The following is a 14,353-nucleotide window of genomic DNA, read 5'->3' as shown; positions in this document are numbered from 1 at the left end:
CCACATGAACAGGCCGGAACAGAGTCGGGCGGCCGAGAAGGAGCAACTGTACCAGCTAGTCCAAGAACTCGCGCAACTCGATGGCGTCTCAGGCCACGAACAAGCAGTTGTGGCTCGACTGGTAGACCTCTTGCGCCCGTTTGCTGCGTCACTCGAGGTCGATTCGTTCGGTAACCTGTTCGCTTGGCTTCCTTCGCGCGCTTCGCGACCGGTCCTGATGATCTCTGCGCACTCTGACGAGATTGGGTTGCTCGTCAAGGGAATCGAGCCGAACGGCTTCCTGCGAGTGGAGAAGATCGGTGGTGTGGTCGATAGCTTGCTTCCGGGGCGGCGCGTACGCGTCCGTGGTTACCGCGGGGTGATCGGGGTTCGTCCGGGCCATCTCCAAACAGCTGAAGAGCAGCGTTCTGTGCCACCGGTTCGTGAACTGTATGTCGACTTGGGTTATGACTCAGCCGAAGCAGTTCGGTCGCTCGGCATAGAGATCGGCGATCCCATCGCCTATGATGAGCCGGTGGAGCGACTCGCTAATCCCGAACGCATCTGTGGGAAGGCACTGGATAACCGTATCTCTTGTGCTGTACTCGTGCGTCTTGCCGAGCGACTTCGCGGGGCCGAACTACGGTGCCAACCTGTTCTCGTGGTCACGGTTCAAGAAGAAGTTGGTCTTCGTGGTGCGCAGATGGCCGCATACCGTCTTGCCCCAGATGCCGCCATCGTCGTGGACACGGTGCCAGCCGGCGGAACTCCAGATACGGACTTGGTGAAAGACTTGGGTATTCGCCTGGGTGAGGGACCGGTGCTGGCGCTGGCCAGCGGGATGGGGGGCGTGCGCGGACATCTGGCTCATCCGGGTATGCGAGATTTTCTCGTTCGGGTGGCAGCGGAACACGGTATTCCGATTCAACGTGCCTTGTTCCCACGGAGCACGTCCGATCTGGCAGCTATCCATCTCGCTCGGGGCGGTATACCCTCTATGGTCGTCAATATCGCTCGGCGATACTCCCATAGTCCAGTGGAGACGCTCGATTTGGAAGATGTGGCCGCGACGCTCGACCTGTTGGAAGCGGCGGTACGCTCCTTCGACGAGACGGTGCGGTTCTCCTTCCTCGCTCGTACCGAGTGAGGGTGGCGAGTCTCAAGCCCCCAAGGAGCGGTGCATTCGCTCGTATGCCGAGCGGAGCCCGTACAAGGTGAGATCCGCTTCGACGGCACTGAATTCGGGCACGAGCGGCGCGATCAATGTCGCGAGCCCACCGGTCGCGATCGCTGGAGCCTCGTGCCCGAGTTCGCTCCGGATGCGCCGGATGAGCCCACGCACGAGTTCGGCATAGCCCAAAACGGTTCCGGATTGGAGACTTTCGCGGGTGTTGCGTCCGATCGCGCGAGGAGGTGCCTGGAGGGCAACCGTGTACAGACGTGCTGCTCGCTGCGTCAGTGCCTCGAAGGCGATGGTGATCCCTGGAGCGATGGCACCCCCGATATACGCACCGTCGGCATCGATCACGTCGAAGGTTGTCCCTGTACCGAAGTCGACGACGATGACGGGAGCACCGTACCGTTCGACGGCGGCGATCGCGTTGCAAATGCGATCGGCCCCGACCTCGGCGGGGTGCTCCACGCGGACGGGAAGACCATAGTCCTGAGCCCCATTGACGATGAGCGGCTCGACGAGGAGATAGCGCTGAGCGAGTTCCTGAAAGGTCGCTGTCAACGAGGGCACCACGCTCGAGATCGCGATCCCTACGACCTCGCCGAGCGAAAACCCCGCGCTCTGACTCAGAACGTTGAGTTGGACCCACCATTCGTCGGGCATGCGGTCTCGGGCCGTGGCGAGCCGCCAACGAGCGCGCAGTTCGTGACCGGCGAACAGGCCGACGACGACATTCGTGTTGCCAATGTCGATCACCATCAGCACTGGCAGGCTCCTCGTCCTCGTCGGAGATCCGAGTAGCAAACTCTCACAGCTGTAGAGAGTACCCTAGATCACGCGACTGATCGCGACCAGTGCGTGCGAGGATGCATGCAGGACTCGACGGAGAGGAGAGACCAGCAATGGCGGGCGGACGAGCGCTCGACGATGAGCGGTCAGCGAAGGCCTTGAGAGCTGAGCCGATCGAGGGGCTGCGCAACGAGGTCAACCTGCTCGGTGCTCTCTTGGGAGACGTGCTCCGCGAACAGGGGGGTACTGAGCTCTTCGACCTCGTGGAGTGGGCACGGCTTCAGTCGATCACGGGGCGAACTGTTGGAAACATGAGTGATGCCTTTCGTGGGTTACTCGCGCGGCTCGAGGAAGCGAGCGACGAGGAGATCTTCGGACTCGTTCGTGCGTTCGGTATCTTCTTTCACTTGATCAATCTGGCCGAGCAGCATCACCGTGTCCGAACGCTGCGCCAGCGTGAACGACAAGAACGGGCTTTGCACGAATCACTGGAAGAAGCGTTCCTGACGTTGCGCGACCGTGGTGTCGAGCCGGATCGAGTGAAGGAACTGCTCGACGACTTGTTGCTCTTTCCCGTCCTCACGGCGCATCCCTCGGAGACGCGACGACGGACGGTTCTCCAACGGCTGGCTGCACTCGGGCAGTTGATCCAACAGCTGGACGATACGCGACTGTCGCCGCGGGAGCGTGATTGGCTCTTCGATCGCCTGCGCGAGGAAATCACGCTTCTCTGGCAGACGGCGGAAACGCGCCTGGCACGGCCGACACCGCTGGATGAGGTACGGAGCACGATCGCGATTCTCGCTGGTCCGATCTACGATGTCGTTCCCTTCTTCCGGCGTGCGCTCCGGCGAGCCATTCTTCGGGCATATCCAGAACTGACGAGCGAAGCGCTTTGGAACAGGCTACCGATCCGAATCGGCAGCTGGGTCGGAGGCGATCGTGACGGCAACCCGGCGGTCACGGCAGCCGTCACCGAGGCGACGGCTCGGCTGATGCGCGAGGCTATTCTTCGACGCTACCTCGAGGAGGTCGTCGATCTCCGGCGAGCGCTGAGCGTCTCGGCACGTTTGCGCGGTGCCTCCGATGAGTTAATGGCGACGATCGACCAGGAGCGGGAACGACTCGGTTTTGCGCCAGTTCGAGCATGGGCTGACGAGCCGTATCGGCGGATGCTCGGGCTCATCGAGGAGCGCTTGCGGCGAACTGAGCGCGGAGAACAGGGAGGCTATGCGGGTCCTGAGGAATTTGCGACTCACTTGAAGGTGATGGCTGACTCTCTTCGGCAGCATGAAGGGCACTGGATCGCGGATGGCCGGCTCGCTGACTTGATCGCACGCGTGGACGTTTTCGGCTTCCATCTTGCCGAACTGGAGATTCGTCAAGATGCAGCTCGGTACCGCGAAGCGCTCGCCGAGCTCTTTGCGTTGGTAGGGTGCGCCGGCTATGAGGCGATGCCGAGCGACGAGCGGGAGCATCTCGTGCTGACTCGCCTCGAGCAAGGTGTCTTTGGTCTTCCGCGGGGAGCGCTCAGTCCTGACACACGAGAAGTTCTCGCTACCTTCGACGCGATCGGACGGATCCAGCGGCTGAGCGGCGAGCGAGCTTGCCACACAGTGATCGTCTCGATGACTCGCGAGCCGGCCGACGTGCTCGGTACGGTCGTGCTGGCACGCGAGGCGGGGCTCATCGATTTTGCGACGGACGGTGCCGTTCGGCATTGCCGGATCGACGTGGTTCCGCTGTTCGAGCAGATCGCCGAGCTGGATCGTTGTGACCAGATTCTCGCGCGCCTGTTGGCCAATCCGATCTATCGCACGGTCGTGAGGCTACGCGGTAACCAGCAGGAGGTGATGCTCGGCTACTCCGACAGTAACAAAGATGGAGGGTATGTTTCCTCCAATTGGCGCATCTATCGTGCGCAGGAGCGTTTGGCTGAGGTTGCACGACAGTTCGGTGCCCAGCTCCGCCTCTTTTACGGTCGTGGTGGAGCGATCGGCCGAGGAGGAGGCCCGATGGGACGGGCTATTCGTGCCCGGCCAGCAGCAGCTCGTCGACCCGTTCTCAAGACAACCGAGCAGGGAGAAGTGATCTTTGCCCGCTATAGCGACCCGGCCATCGCACTGCGGCATTGGGAACAAATGACGCATGCATCGATCGGTTCTCTCGGGAGCGATCCTGATCCGTCGATGCCCGAATCGTGGTACCGCATGATGGAGCAGTTGGCGACTTGGTCGCAAGAGGCCTACGAGCGGCTGGTCAAGGACGAGCCAACGTTCGTCCGCTTCTTCACCAGTGCGACGCCTTTCCCAGAACTCGCTAGTTTGAACCTCGCGTCGCGGCCAGTCGCACGCCGGGGTAGTCCCGAAAGCGGGCTTTGCTTTGCTGATCTGCGGGCGATCCCGTGGGTTTTCAGCTGGACACAAACGCGTGTGAATCTGCCAGGATGGTACGGACTGGGAACAGCGCTCGAGCGCGCGCTGGCTGCGGGGGAGGAATCCACACTCCGCGAGATGTATTACCGCTGGCCGTTCTTCGAAATGCTGCTCGATAACGCGCAAATCAGCCTCGCGACAGCGGACATGCTGATCGCCGAGTGCTACGCGACGCTCGCCGGGGACGACGGGTGGATCGCCGAGCGGATCGCCGAAGAGTACCAGCGAGCGGTGCGGACCATTTTGGCAGTCACCGGTCAATGCGAACTCTTGGAGCGTTCGCCGATCCTCGCCCGACTGGTGCGGTTACGCAATCCGTACGTCGATGTCCTGCATGCGTGTCAGATCGTCTTGTTACGTCGGTACCGGGCAGGTGCCGGCAAGGGCGAGCGCCAATCGCGCCTCTTGGATGCCATCCATCACAGCATCAATGCGATCGCAGCAGGGTTGCAGACGACCGGTTGAGCGGCGCAGGTGGCGAAACGAGCACTCGTTCGATTTCCTGTCGTGCAGAAGAATCGCTCTCTTGCGCGAGCGCACGCTGGAGCACGGGAAGGCTAGCGGTATAGTCGATCCGAGCCATCGCCCAGGCGGCATGACTGCGAACCAGGGGCTCATCGTGCGCGAGGACTGCCCACGCCAGGGTCTCCAAGTGCCGCTGGTCACCGACGTTGCCCAGCGCGACGGCGGCGTTCCGGGCGAGACCAACCCGCTTCGCACGCAGGACTGGACGGTCTCGGTAGACGGATCGAAACTCGTCCTCCGACATCGTGAGCAGCCACTCGAGTGATGGAAAACAGTGCTCGAGGCGTTCCGGGAAGACGACCGGATCGTCAGCCCGTTGTGCGGCAGCGGTATAGGGACAGACCTCTTGACAGATATCACACCCGAACACCCAGTTGGCGACGAGCGGGCGTACTTCCCATGGAAGCGGACCGCGATGCTCGATCGTCAGATAGGAGATGCAACGAGGAGCGAAGAGTTCATAGGGGTGGATCAATGCACCAGTCGGGCAGGCGTCGAGGCACCGTTGGCAGCGCCCACAGCGTGGGCGCAGCGGCGCATCCGGCTCGATGTCGATATCCAGCAGCAATTCGCCGAGGAGTACCCAGGACCCATAGCGGGGCACGAGGATCATCGTGTTTTTGCCTTGCCAGCCGAGTCCTGCCCGGGCAGCGATTTCTCGGTCGACGATCCGTGCAGTGTCCACGAGGAAGCGAGCTTCGATCGGTCGTCCACACCGTTCCTGGAGCGATTGGTGGAGTCGTCGCATCCGATCGCGGAGGACACGATGGTAGTCGTGCCCCCAGGCGTAGCGGGCGATGCGACCACGGACGATCCCGTCGTTGGGAGGGACGATATCCGGCAACCAGTACGGGAGGGCGACACTCACGATGCTGCGTGCCGTGGGATGCAGGTTGTGCGGATCGCCAGCGATGCGGGCTCGTTCCTCATCGAACCAGTCCATCCCATCGAGATAACCGGCACGGATGCGGGCGAGCAGCAGATCGGTCAGTCCGGGGAATGGATCGGCAGTCGTGACCGCCAGGAGCGACAGCCCGCTCCGCTCGGCGAGTTCGCGGAGTTCGTCTTTAGCGATGCACATGCGATACTCCGCTGAGAAAAGCCTCGAGTTCGTCTCTGGTCGGCAGTGCGGCGCGAGCCCCGAGCGCCCGCGTGGCCAGTGCTCCCATGGCGTTCGCGAGTCGCCCGAGTTCGCTGAGGGGCAAGCGTCGAAGAAGGCCGTAGACGATGCCCGCAGCGAACGCGTCACCAGCTCCGGTGGGATCGATCGCTCTCACTTCGAATGCGGGAACCCGGACTGTTTCGCGCATGGTGGCGAGGATGCAACCGTCTCGGCCGCGACTGATCGCGACGAGACGGGTCGCGCCGAGCGGCATCCAGCGGCGGAGTGCTTCCAGCGCCGCGTCGACACTCGTGCAGCCCGTGACGGCGCAGGCTTCGTCCTCGTTACCGATGAGCACATCGTGTTGGATGGCCAGCCGACGAGCTCGTTCACACGGTAACGTCGCGAGATGCGTGAGTGGCCCAACGATGCGGGTGCGCGGTGCGACGTGCGCCGGAAGATCGAGCAGGAATTGGCGGAGATCGTCGTCTTCGACGTCGATGACGACGACTCGGCACTGGAAGACGCGCTCCAGCGGAAGCGGATCACCGAGCCGAAGACGAGCTCCTGGGGACCAGAGGATGGTTCGCTCAGGCTCGGGCGAGACGAGGATCGTGCAGTAATCGGTAGAACTCTGTGCTCGTGGGGGAACGAGGTGGAGTTCCAGTTGTTCTCTGGAGAGTTCGGACACCAATCGCTGTCCCCACGCATCGTCCCCGACTGTCGTGACCAGCAGAGGACGTACCCCGAGGCGGGCCAGCGCGACCGCGACGTTGGCTGCCGTGCCACCGCCGGCCTCGGCGCACGCAGTGACGACCGCGCCGACTCCTGGTCGGGGGAATCGGTCGAGAATGAGAAACTGGTCCCAGGACGAGCTACCGATGACTGCGACGGATTCCTCGGACGACTTCCACTCGGGAGCCGGTTGCACGTCGGCACCTCGCCGGATGATCAGTCGGCGATGATCGGGATACTGATCTCGCGTCGCGCCTGCGCTGAGCCTGAGCGTCGTTCGGCGAGGATCGCTTCGATCTCTTCCTTCAGGGCAGGAACGATTTCGTGTTCCTCGACCCGGCGAACGATCTTCCCTTTTCGGAAAATGACCCCCTTGCCACGACCGGCAGCGACACCGACGTCGGAATCGCGCGCTTCCCCTGGCCCGTTCACGACGCACCCCATCACCGCCACCTTGATCGGCTCCTTGACGGTGCGCAGGTACTCGTCGATCTCGTTCGCGAGACGGAAGAGATCGACTTCGACGCGTCCGCATGTCGGACAGGCGACCAGCGTGGCACCTCGTTCCCGCAGTCCCAACGTCTTCAAGATCTCGTAGGCGACCCAGACTTCCTCGACCGGGTCGGTCGTCAGCGAGACCCGGATCGTGTCACCGATTCCCTCCTGCAGGAGGGTGCCGATGCCGATCGCTGACCGGATCGCCCCAGCCTTTGGTGTACCTGCCTCGGTCACACCGAGATGAAGCGGATAATCGTTGAGTTTGGCCATGCGGCGGTAGGCCTCGATCATGACAGGAACTTCGAACGCTTTGAGGGAAATGACGATATCCCCGAAGTCCAAATCCTCCAGTATCTTGACGTGACTCAATGCCGTGCGGACCATGTGCTCGGCGATGAGCTCCGTCTGAGTGGCCCCTCGAGCTGCCATCTCGTCCACGAACTCGCGCGTCATCGGCGGGAGGGAGCCGAAGTTGACGCCGATGCGAATGGGGACACCGCGCTCCTTCGCTTTCTGCACGACCTCGCGCACTTCCTCCGGCTTGCGGATATTCCCCGGATTGAGCCGCAGCTTGTGGACACCTGCCTCCAGGGCCTTGAGGGCGAGCGTGTGCTCGAAGTGAATATCGGCGACGACCGGAATCGGCGAACGGGGCACGATGTCCGCCAAGGCGGCGGCAGCGATTCGATCGGGCACCGCAACGCGCACGATCTCGCAGCCTACATCCGCAAGCTCGTGAATTTGCCGGAGCGTCGCCTCAGGATCGCGCGTATCGGTCGTCGTCATCGATTGCACGACGATCGGTGCGTCACCACCGATCTGAACGTCACCGACCCAAACTGGTCGTGTTTTGCGTCGCTGATAGGCCATGCTGCGTCGACCTCCTGATCCGGCGCCGATGGCGCCCTGATTCTTCGCTTAAATCCAGTATGCCTGAAGGATGCCTGACTGCGTTTTTCCCGACGATTACGGCCGATCAGCGGAGGAGCGATTCGCCACTGAGCAAACGTCCGATGTCGGCGAACGCGATGATGAACATGAGTGTGAGCAAGATGGCGAAGCCGATCAGGTGAATCAAACCTTCCTTTTCGGGCGAGATGCGTCGACCGCGAATCGCTTCGATGAGCACGAAGAACAAACGACCGCCGTCCAAAGCTGGGAACGGAATGAGATTGAGAATGGCGAGATTGATCGAGAGCAGCGCTGCCAGATGTCCCAACGTGACCCAAGCAGGCTCTGGGCTGATGGCCAGAAGTTCGGACGTCAGTTGTCCCATGCCGATCGGACCAGCGAGATCGGAGAGCGATGCTTCGCCGCGCAGCAGCATGGCGAGTCCTTGCACCATCTGGATCACCATGATGGCTGTCTGTCTCGCAGCCTCGAGAGGGATCCTCCAGAGCGGGACCGGTGCAGTCACCAATGTGGGGCGAAGCGTCATGCCGAGGTTCGGCGTTTCACCGCTCGTGCTCGGAGGAACGTGGATCGTGACCGTGAGGAGCTGCCGGTCTCGTTCGACAGTGATCTCGATCGCCTTACCGGCATGTTGTTGGATCAGCAAGAAATAAACGGCCGCATCCTCAGCTGGATAACCCGCGACCCGTACCAAGCGATCACCCGGGCGCAAGCCAGCGAGGTCAGCTGGTGAGCCAGGTTGGACGGTTGCGACGGTCAGTCGCGCTGCAGGTTCGATAACGACGCGGATACCAGTGCGCCCTTGGCCGGGTGGCGGATTTTCGCGGGGGACGACTGTCGTGTCGATCCGTTCGTCTCCCCGTAGCAGGGTGACATGGAGTGGTCGGCCAGCTGCCCGTTCGGTCCGCTCCACGAGTTCCGAGGCATCGCGGACCGGTTTGCCATCCAAGGCAACGATGCGATCAGCCGGTTGCCAACCGGCTCGGGCAGCTGGTGAATCAGGCACGACCTCAGCGACATACAGATGAAACTGTGGTTCCCCTCGGAAGCCGACCAATGTCATCATGATGACGAAAGCCAGCAGCAGGTTCATGAAGGCGCCGGCACCGAAGAAAACGGCCCGTTGCCAGCGGGGTTTGGTTTGCAGGCTGTCCGGCCCCAGCGTGTGACTGTCTTCGCCAACGACGCGGACGAATCCGCCGAGCGGAATCGCGTTGATGGAATAGAGGACACCACCGCGCCGCATCCCGAACAGACGCGGCGGCAGACCGATCCCGAACTCGAGGACACGGATGCCGAACAATCGTGCGGCGAGAAAGTGACCAAGTTCGTGTACGAGGATGAGGACAGCCAGGATCGGAACGATCGTGAGGGCTTGCATGGTCACTCGCTTTCTCGGGTCGGATGACCCGCCCAACCGACTAACTCTAGCGGGGCCGACGCTTTCCCGTCAAATCGCTCGTCGCTGAGGAGTGCGTCGTTGGAGGTATGGGCGCGGGGGAATCGTTCACGAGCTCGGAAAGGATCGGTTCTCCGCTGGCAGCATACGGTCACCGCTTGTGAGGAAGTCGAGCTCTCGGCGACAATAAGCGCCGTCCTGCCGGTTGGGGCGGCATGGGCGGCAGGACGCGCGAGCGGCATGCATGGATGGGAGGTCGAGCCTTGATCATAGGGATTCCACGCGAGAGGAAACTCCGCGAATATCGTGTTGCCCAGCCACCCCACGGGGTACGCGAACTGGTTCGTCATGGACACCGAGTGCTCGTGGAGCGTGGGGCGGGGGTCGGCAGCGGATTCACCGACACCGACTACGAAGCGGCAGGAGCCGAATTGGTCGACGATGCGGAGGCAGTGTGGTCGCAATCCGAAATGATCGTCAAGGTCAAGGAGCCGATCGAGTCGGAGTATCGCTTTCTCCGCCCCGGCCTCATTTTGTTCACGTTTCTCCATCTCGCGGCTGACGAGCGTTTGACCCGCGAACTCATGGCGCGTGAGGTCATTGCGATTGCCTATGAAACGGTGCAATTACCGGATGGGTCGCTCCCGCTCCTCGCGCCGATGAGCGAGGTGGCTGGTCGACTGGCTATCCAGGTTGGGGCCTACTATTTGATGGAACCATATGGTGGGCGGGGCGTTTTGCTGGGCGGTGTTCCCGGTGTCGCACCGGGCCGCGTCGTCATCCTCGGGGGTGGCACGGTTGGGACCAATGCTGCACAGATGGCGTTGGGCCTGGGTGCTGATGTCCTGTTGTTCGATATCAATGTCGAACGACTCCGTTACCTGGAGCAGATCTTGCACGGACGATTCCAGACGCGGGTTTCCAGTGAACAGGTGATCGGTGAGGCGATACGGGAGGCTGATCTCGTCATCGGGGCTGTCTTGATTCCTGGTGCCCGTGCACCCAAACTGGTTACTCGTCAGATGGTTCGGGCGATGCGACCAGGGAGCGTCATCGTCGACGTCTCGATCGATCAGGGAGGGTGCGTCGAGACTGCACGGCCGACGACACATGACGCGCCGGTCTACGACGTGGACGGTGTGCTGCACTACATGGTGACGAATATGCCGGGGGCTGTTCCCCGAACGAGCACATTCGCACTCAGCAATGTGACACTGCGGTACGTCCTGGAATTGGCGGACCTCGGTTTGGTCGCTGCTGTCCAGCGCGACCGAGCGCTGGCCAAAGGCGTTAATGTGTTTAGAGGAAGGATCACGCATCCTTCCGTTGCGGAGTCGTTCGGTCTGCCGTACGTGCCTCTCGATGAGCTCTTGTAGAAGGGAGTAGCACGTGCGGTGAGCTTTCGTGTTTTCTCGCGATTCGGACGGAGAGTGGAGGCAGGACCGATGCAGCAGGCGATCGAGGAGTTCTTGACTGGCGTGGTGCGCGAGCGAGGGTTGTCGCCGAACACGATCGCAGCGTATCGGAACGATCTCGAGCAGTTCGCGAATTACGTTGCAGAGCGCTTCGGTCTGAGAGACTGGAGCGAGTTGGTGAGCGAGCATCTCGAGGCCTTTCTCGGCTACCTGCGTGATCGCCAGTACGCGGAAACGACGGCAGCGCGAAAGCTGGCGGCGATCAAGTCATTCTGCCATTACCTGGTTCGTGCTGGCCTGATTGGGGCGAATCCGGCCGATGGCTTGCCGGTCCCTCGGGTCGGTCGCTTCGCGCCGCGCGCCATCGGTCCCAAGGAGGTCGAGCAGCTGATCGCCGCTGCATCCTCGGATCGCACGCCGGAGGGATTGCGCGATCGTGCGATGCTGATCACGTTGGCGACGACCGGCCTGCGGGTGAGTGAACTCACGGCTCTCGACGTGCGAGATGTCGATCTGGACCGTGGAGAACTGATCGTGCGGCGCCCGAATGGACGGGAACGCGTCGTTCCTCTTGCCCGCGAAGCGATCGAAGCGCTTCGCGACTATCTCGAACGCGGTCGTCCAGGGTTCACGACTTTGAAAGGCGAACAGGCATTGTTTCTCAACCATCGCGGATCGAGGCTCACTCGGCAGGGTTTCTGGTTGATCCTCAAGAACTACGCGGCGGCGGCTGGACTCCCGGAGGTAACACCGCATACCCTGCGACACTCGTTCGCCGTTCGAGCTCTCGTGGATGGGTGGGACCTGCGCGATCTCCAGCGGGTACTCGGGCATGTCAGTCCAGCGACGACGCAGGTGTACCGGCAACTCCTCGAGCGCATCGTCCAGTCGGATGGCCGACTCGTGGCCGACCCTGGGTGCTACCATGAAGAGTTGACGATGGGGGCTGCTCGAGACCGAGCAGGTGAGCTGTAATTCGACTGGTGATCGCTCGACAGCCCCTCGCCAGAACGAGGGGCTGTGTTTGTCTTCAGGAGGGGACCGTCCATGGACGCGCGTCACGCTGCCACCGTCCGACTGGAGACGATCGTCTCGCTCGCCAAGCGTCGCGGTTTCGTGTATCCGGGAAGCGAGATCTACGGTGGTCTGGCGAATACCTGGGACTTCGGACCGTTAGGTGCCGAGTTGAAGCGGAACCTCAAGAACGCATGGTGGGAATACTTCATTCAACGTCGCGAGGACATGGTTGGCCTGGATGGTGGAATCCTCTTGCATCCCCGGGTCTGGGAGGCATCCGGGCATGTGGAAGAGTTCAACGACCCGCTGATCGACTGCCGGCGTTGCAAGAGTCGCTTCCGAGCGGACACGCTCATCGAGGAGCGGCTCCATCGCTCGACGGAAGGCTTATCCCTCGACGAGATGACCAGACTCGTTCAGGAAGCGAATCTGGCTTGCCCGGTTTGCGGTGTTCGTGACTGGACACCGGTTCGCAAATTCAACCTGATGTTCCGGACTTTCATCGGCCCCGTGGAAACGGAGTCGACACCGGTCTATCTGCGTCCGGAGACGGCCCAGGCGATCTTCGTCAATTTCAAGAACGTCGTGCAAACGAGTCGCGTCAAAATTCCATTCGGAATCGGCCAAATCGGCAAAGCTTTTCGCAACGAGATCACACCGGGGAACTTCATTTTTCGCCTGCTCGAGTTCGAGCAGATGGAGATCGAGTACTTCATTCGGCCGGAGATGTGGGAGGAGTATTTCGATCACTGGTTGAACGAGATGGGTCAGTTCCTACGTTGGATCGGATTCAAGCCCGATCGCCTGCGGACTCGCGAGCACGGTCCGCAGGAACTCTCGCACTATTCCCGCAAGACGGTGGATTTCGAATACTTTTTCCCCTTCGGCTGGAAGGAACTGTGTGGTCTGGCCTATCGTACTGATTACGACTTGCGTCGACATCAGGAATACAGTGGTGAGGACCTCACCTACTTCGATCAGGAGCGTAACGAGCGCTATATCCCGCATGTGATCGAGCCGACGATGGGTGTGGAACGGCTCTTCTTGGCCTTGCTGTGCGATGCGTACGACGAGGAACCGGCGGTCGACGTGAACGGTAATCCCTACACGCGCGTCGTCCTTCGCTTTCACCCGCGAGTTGCCCCGTACAAGGTAGCAGTACTGCCGCTTCTGCGGAAACCAGAACTCGTCACCGTGGCACGCGAGGTCGCACAAGAGCTTCGCCAGTACTTCCGGATCGAGTATGACGAAACACAGAGCATCGGCCGGCGCTATCGTCGCCAGGACGAGATCGGGACGCCGTATTGCGTGACGATCGATTATCAGACACTCGAGGATCGTACCGTGACGATCCGGGACCGTGACACGATGCAACAAGTGCGGGTCCCGATTTCAGGACTTGTCGAGGAGATCGAGGCGCGCCTGCGATCAGCCTAGTTCTACGAGGTGATCGTTGTGGGCCTGCCTGAGGAGTTCATCGATGAGTCGCGCGAGTTCCTCGGCGGAATAGTAGTGAATGATCAGCCGGCCGCCGCGCGAACTGGTGCGGAGTTCGACCTTGGTGCGGAGGCGTGAGCGGAGGGCATCGAGCACGTGCTCGATTTCGGGGGAGAGTGGGGAACTCGTGCGACGTGGTGGTTTCTTTTCTCGAATCCAGCGTCGAACCAGTTCCTCGGTCTGGCGCACTGTCAAGCTACGCTGACGGATCTCCTGGAGTGCTGCGAGTTGGCTCGCTGTATCTGGCAGGGAGAGCAGGGCGCGCGCGTGCCCTTCCGTGATGTCGCCCATGGCGAGCGCTCGCTGAATGGTCTCCGGTGCCTCGAGCAGGCGCAACGTGTTCGCGATGGCCGAGCGGCTTTTCCCGACCCGTGCCGCGACCTCGGCCTGGGTCAGACCGAACTCCTCGATGAGCGTCCGGTAGGCAGCGGCTGTCTCCAAGGCCGAGAGATCAGCACGCTGGAGGTTCTCGATCAGTGCGATTTCGACCGCGTCCTTCGGGGACAGGTCACGGACGAGAGCGGGAACCGTCGTCAGTCCGGCCAGCCGGGCAGCCCGCCACCGTCGCTCACCGGCGACCAGCTGATAAGGGGGCTTTCCGCCGCTGTAGGTCACGACGAGCGGTTGGATAATTCCGTGCGTGCGGATCGACTCCGCGAGTTCCTGCAAGCTCTCCTCGGGGAAAGATTGTCGGGGCTGGCGGGGATTGGGAGCGATGTCGTCGAGCGCGATCTCTCGGATCGCGTCCGGATCGACGGTCGTTCGAGGAATCAGGGCGTCCAGCCCGCGTCCCAAACCACTACGGCGTGCCATTGCCCTCCACCGCCTGCACCTCGATGCGAGTCTAGCACGCGCGATGCGAGCGTGAGTCAGGGA

11 protein-coding genes are annotated in these 14,353 nt (G+C 61.9%); 5 read left to right on the top strand and 6 right to left on the bottom strand.

The features are described from left to right. Positions 1–4: 4 nt before the first annotated feature. A complete protein-coding gene (locus TRD_RS04910) occupies positions 5–1,126 on the top strand; it encodes a M42 family metallopeptidase (RefSeq protein ID WP_015922017.1) in 1,122 nt (373 codons plus the stop codon). A gap of 12 nt (positions 1,127–1,138) precedes the next feature. Here the strand turns inward: TRD_RS04910 and TRD_RS04905 are convergent, their stop codons facing one another. Then, a complete protein-coding gene (locus tag TRD_RS04905) occupies positions 1,139–1,918 on the bottom strand; it encodes a type III pantothenate kinase (RefSeq protein ID WP_015922016.1) in 780 nt (259 codons plus the stop codon). Positions 1,919–2,055: 137 nt separating this feature from the next. Here TRD_RS04905 and ppc point away from each other — a divergent pair, with 137 nt between their 5' ends. Continuing rightward, complete coding sequence (gene ppc / locus TRD_RS04900; protein WP_015922015.1) at positions 2,056–4,842, top strand: phosphoenolpyruvate carboxylase; 2,787 nt, start codon at positions 2,056–2,058, stop codon at positions 4,840–4,842. On the opposite strand, the gene queG is transcribed toward ppc, so the two are convergent. The 4 genes from queG to rseP all read right to left on the bottom strand — a co-directional run bounded on the left by queG (position 4,805) and on the right by rseP (position 9,530). Continuing rightward, a complete protein-coding gene (gene queG / locus TRD_RS04895) occupies positions 4,805–5,983 on the bottom strand; it encodes a tRNA epoxyqueuosine(34) reductase QueG (RefSeq protein WP_015922014.1) in 1,179 nt (392 codons plus the stop codon). The genes ppc and queG overlap by 38 nt on opposite strands. Beyond that, the gene (locus TRD_RS04890; RefSeq protein WP_015922013.1) at positions 5,970–6,935 is read right to left on the bottom strand and encodes a carbohydrate kinase family protein; all 966 of its coding nucleotides are present in this window, start codon (positions 6,933–6,935) and stop codon (positions 5,970–5,972) included. Before TRD_RS04890 ends, queG begins: the two co-directional genes overlap by 14 nt. 20 nt (positions 6,936–6,955) lie before the next feature. Continuing rightward, complete coding sequence (ispG, locus tag TRD_RS04885) at positions 6,956–8,107, bottom strand: flavodoxin-dependent (E)-4-hydroxy-3-methylbut-2-enyl-diphosphate synthase (protein WP_015922012.1); 1,152 nt, start codon at positions 8,105–8,107, stop codon at positions 6,956–6,958. 106 nt (positions 8,108–8,213) lie between these two features. Further along, on the bottom strand, positions 8,214–9,530 hold the full coding sequence (rseP, locus tag TRD_RS04880) for an RIP metalloprotease RseP (protein ID WP_015922011.1): 1,317 nt from the start codon (positions 9,528–9,530) through the stop codon (positions 8,214–8,216). A 281-nt stretch (positions 9,531–9,811) separates the two neighbouring features. On the opposite strand from rseP, the gene ald reads away from it, so the two are divergent. The 3 genes from ald (at position 9,812) to TRD_RS04865 (ending at position 13,417) form a co-directional block, all read left to right on the top strand. Beyond that, a complete protein-coding gene (gene ald, locus TRD_RS04875) occupies positions 9,812–10,924 on the top strand; it encodes an alanine dehydrogenase (protein WP_041436630.1) in 1,113 nt (370 codons plus the stop codon). A 69-nt stretch (positions 10,925–10,993) separates the two neighbouring features. Beyond that, entirely contained in the window at positions 10,994–11,938 is a 945-nt protein-coding gene (locus TRD_RS04870; protein ID WP_143714630.1) for a tyrosine-type recombinase/integrase, read from the top strand. A gap of 72 nt (positions 11,939–12,010) precedes the next feature. Next, positions 12,011–13,417, top strand: a complete 1,407-nt coding sequence (locus TRD_RS04865) for a glycine--tRNA ligase (protein WP_015922008.1) — start codon at positions 12,011–12,013, stop codon at positions 13,415–13,417. Here the strand turns inward: TRD_RS04865 and TRD_RS04860 are convergent. Beyond that, complete coding sequence (locus TRD_RS04860; RefSeq protein WP_015922007.1) at positions 13,409–14,290, bottom strand: ParB/RepB/Spo0J family partition protein; 882 nt, start codon at positions 14,288–14,290, stop codon at positions 13,409–13,411. The genes TRD_RS04865 and TRD_RS04860 overlap by 9 nt on opposite strands. Positions 14,291–14,353 lie beyond the last annotated feature (63 nt).

Source organism: Thermomicrobium roseum DSM 5159, from assembly GCF_000021685.1.
Lineage (GTDB): Bacteria > Chloroflexota > Chloroflexia > Thermomicrobiales > Thermomicrobiaceae > Thermomicrobium > Thermomicrobium roseum.
This window is presented reverse-complemented; position numbering and strand designations above follow the sequence as displayed.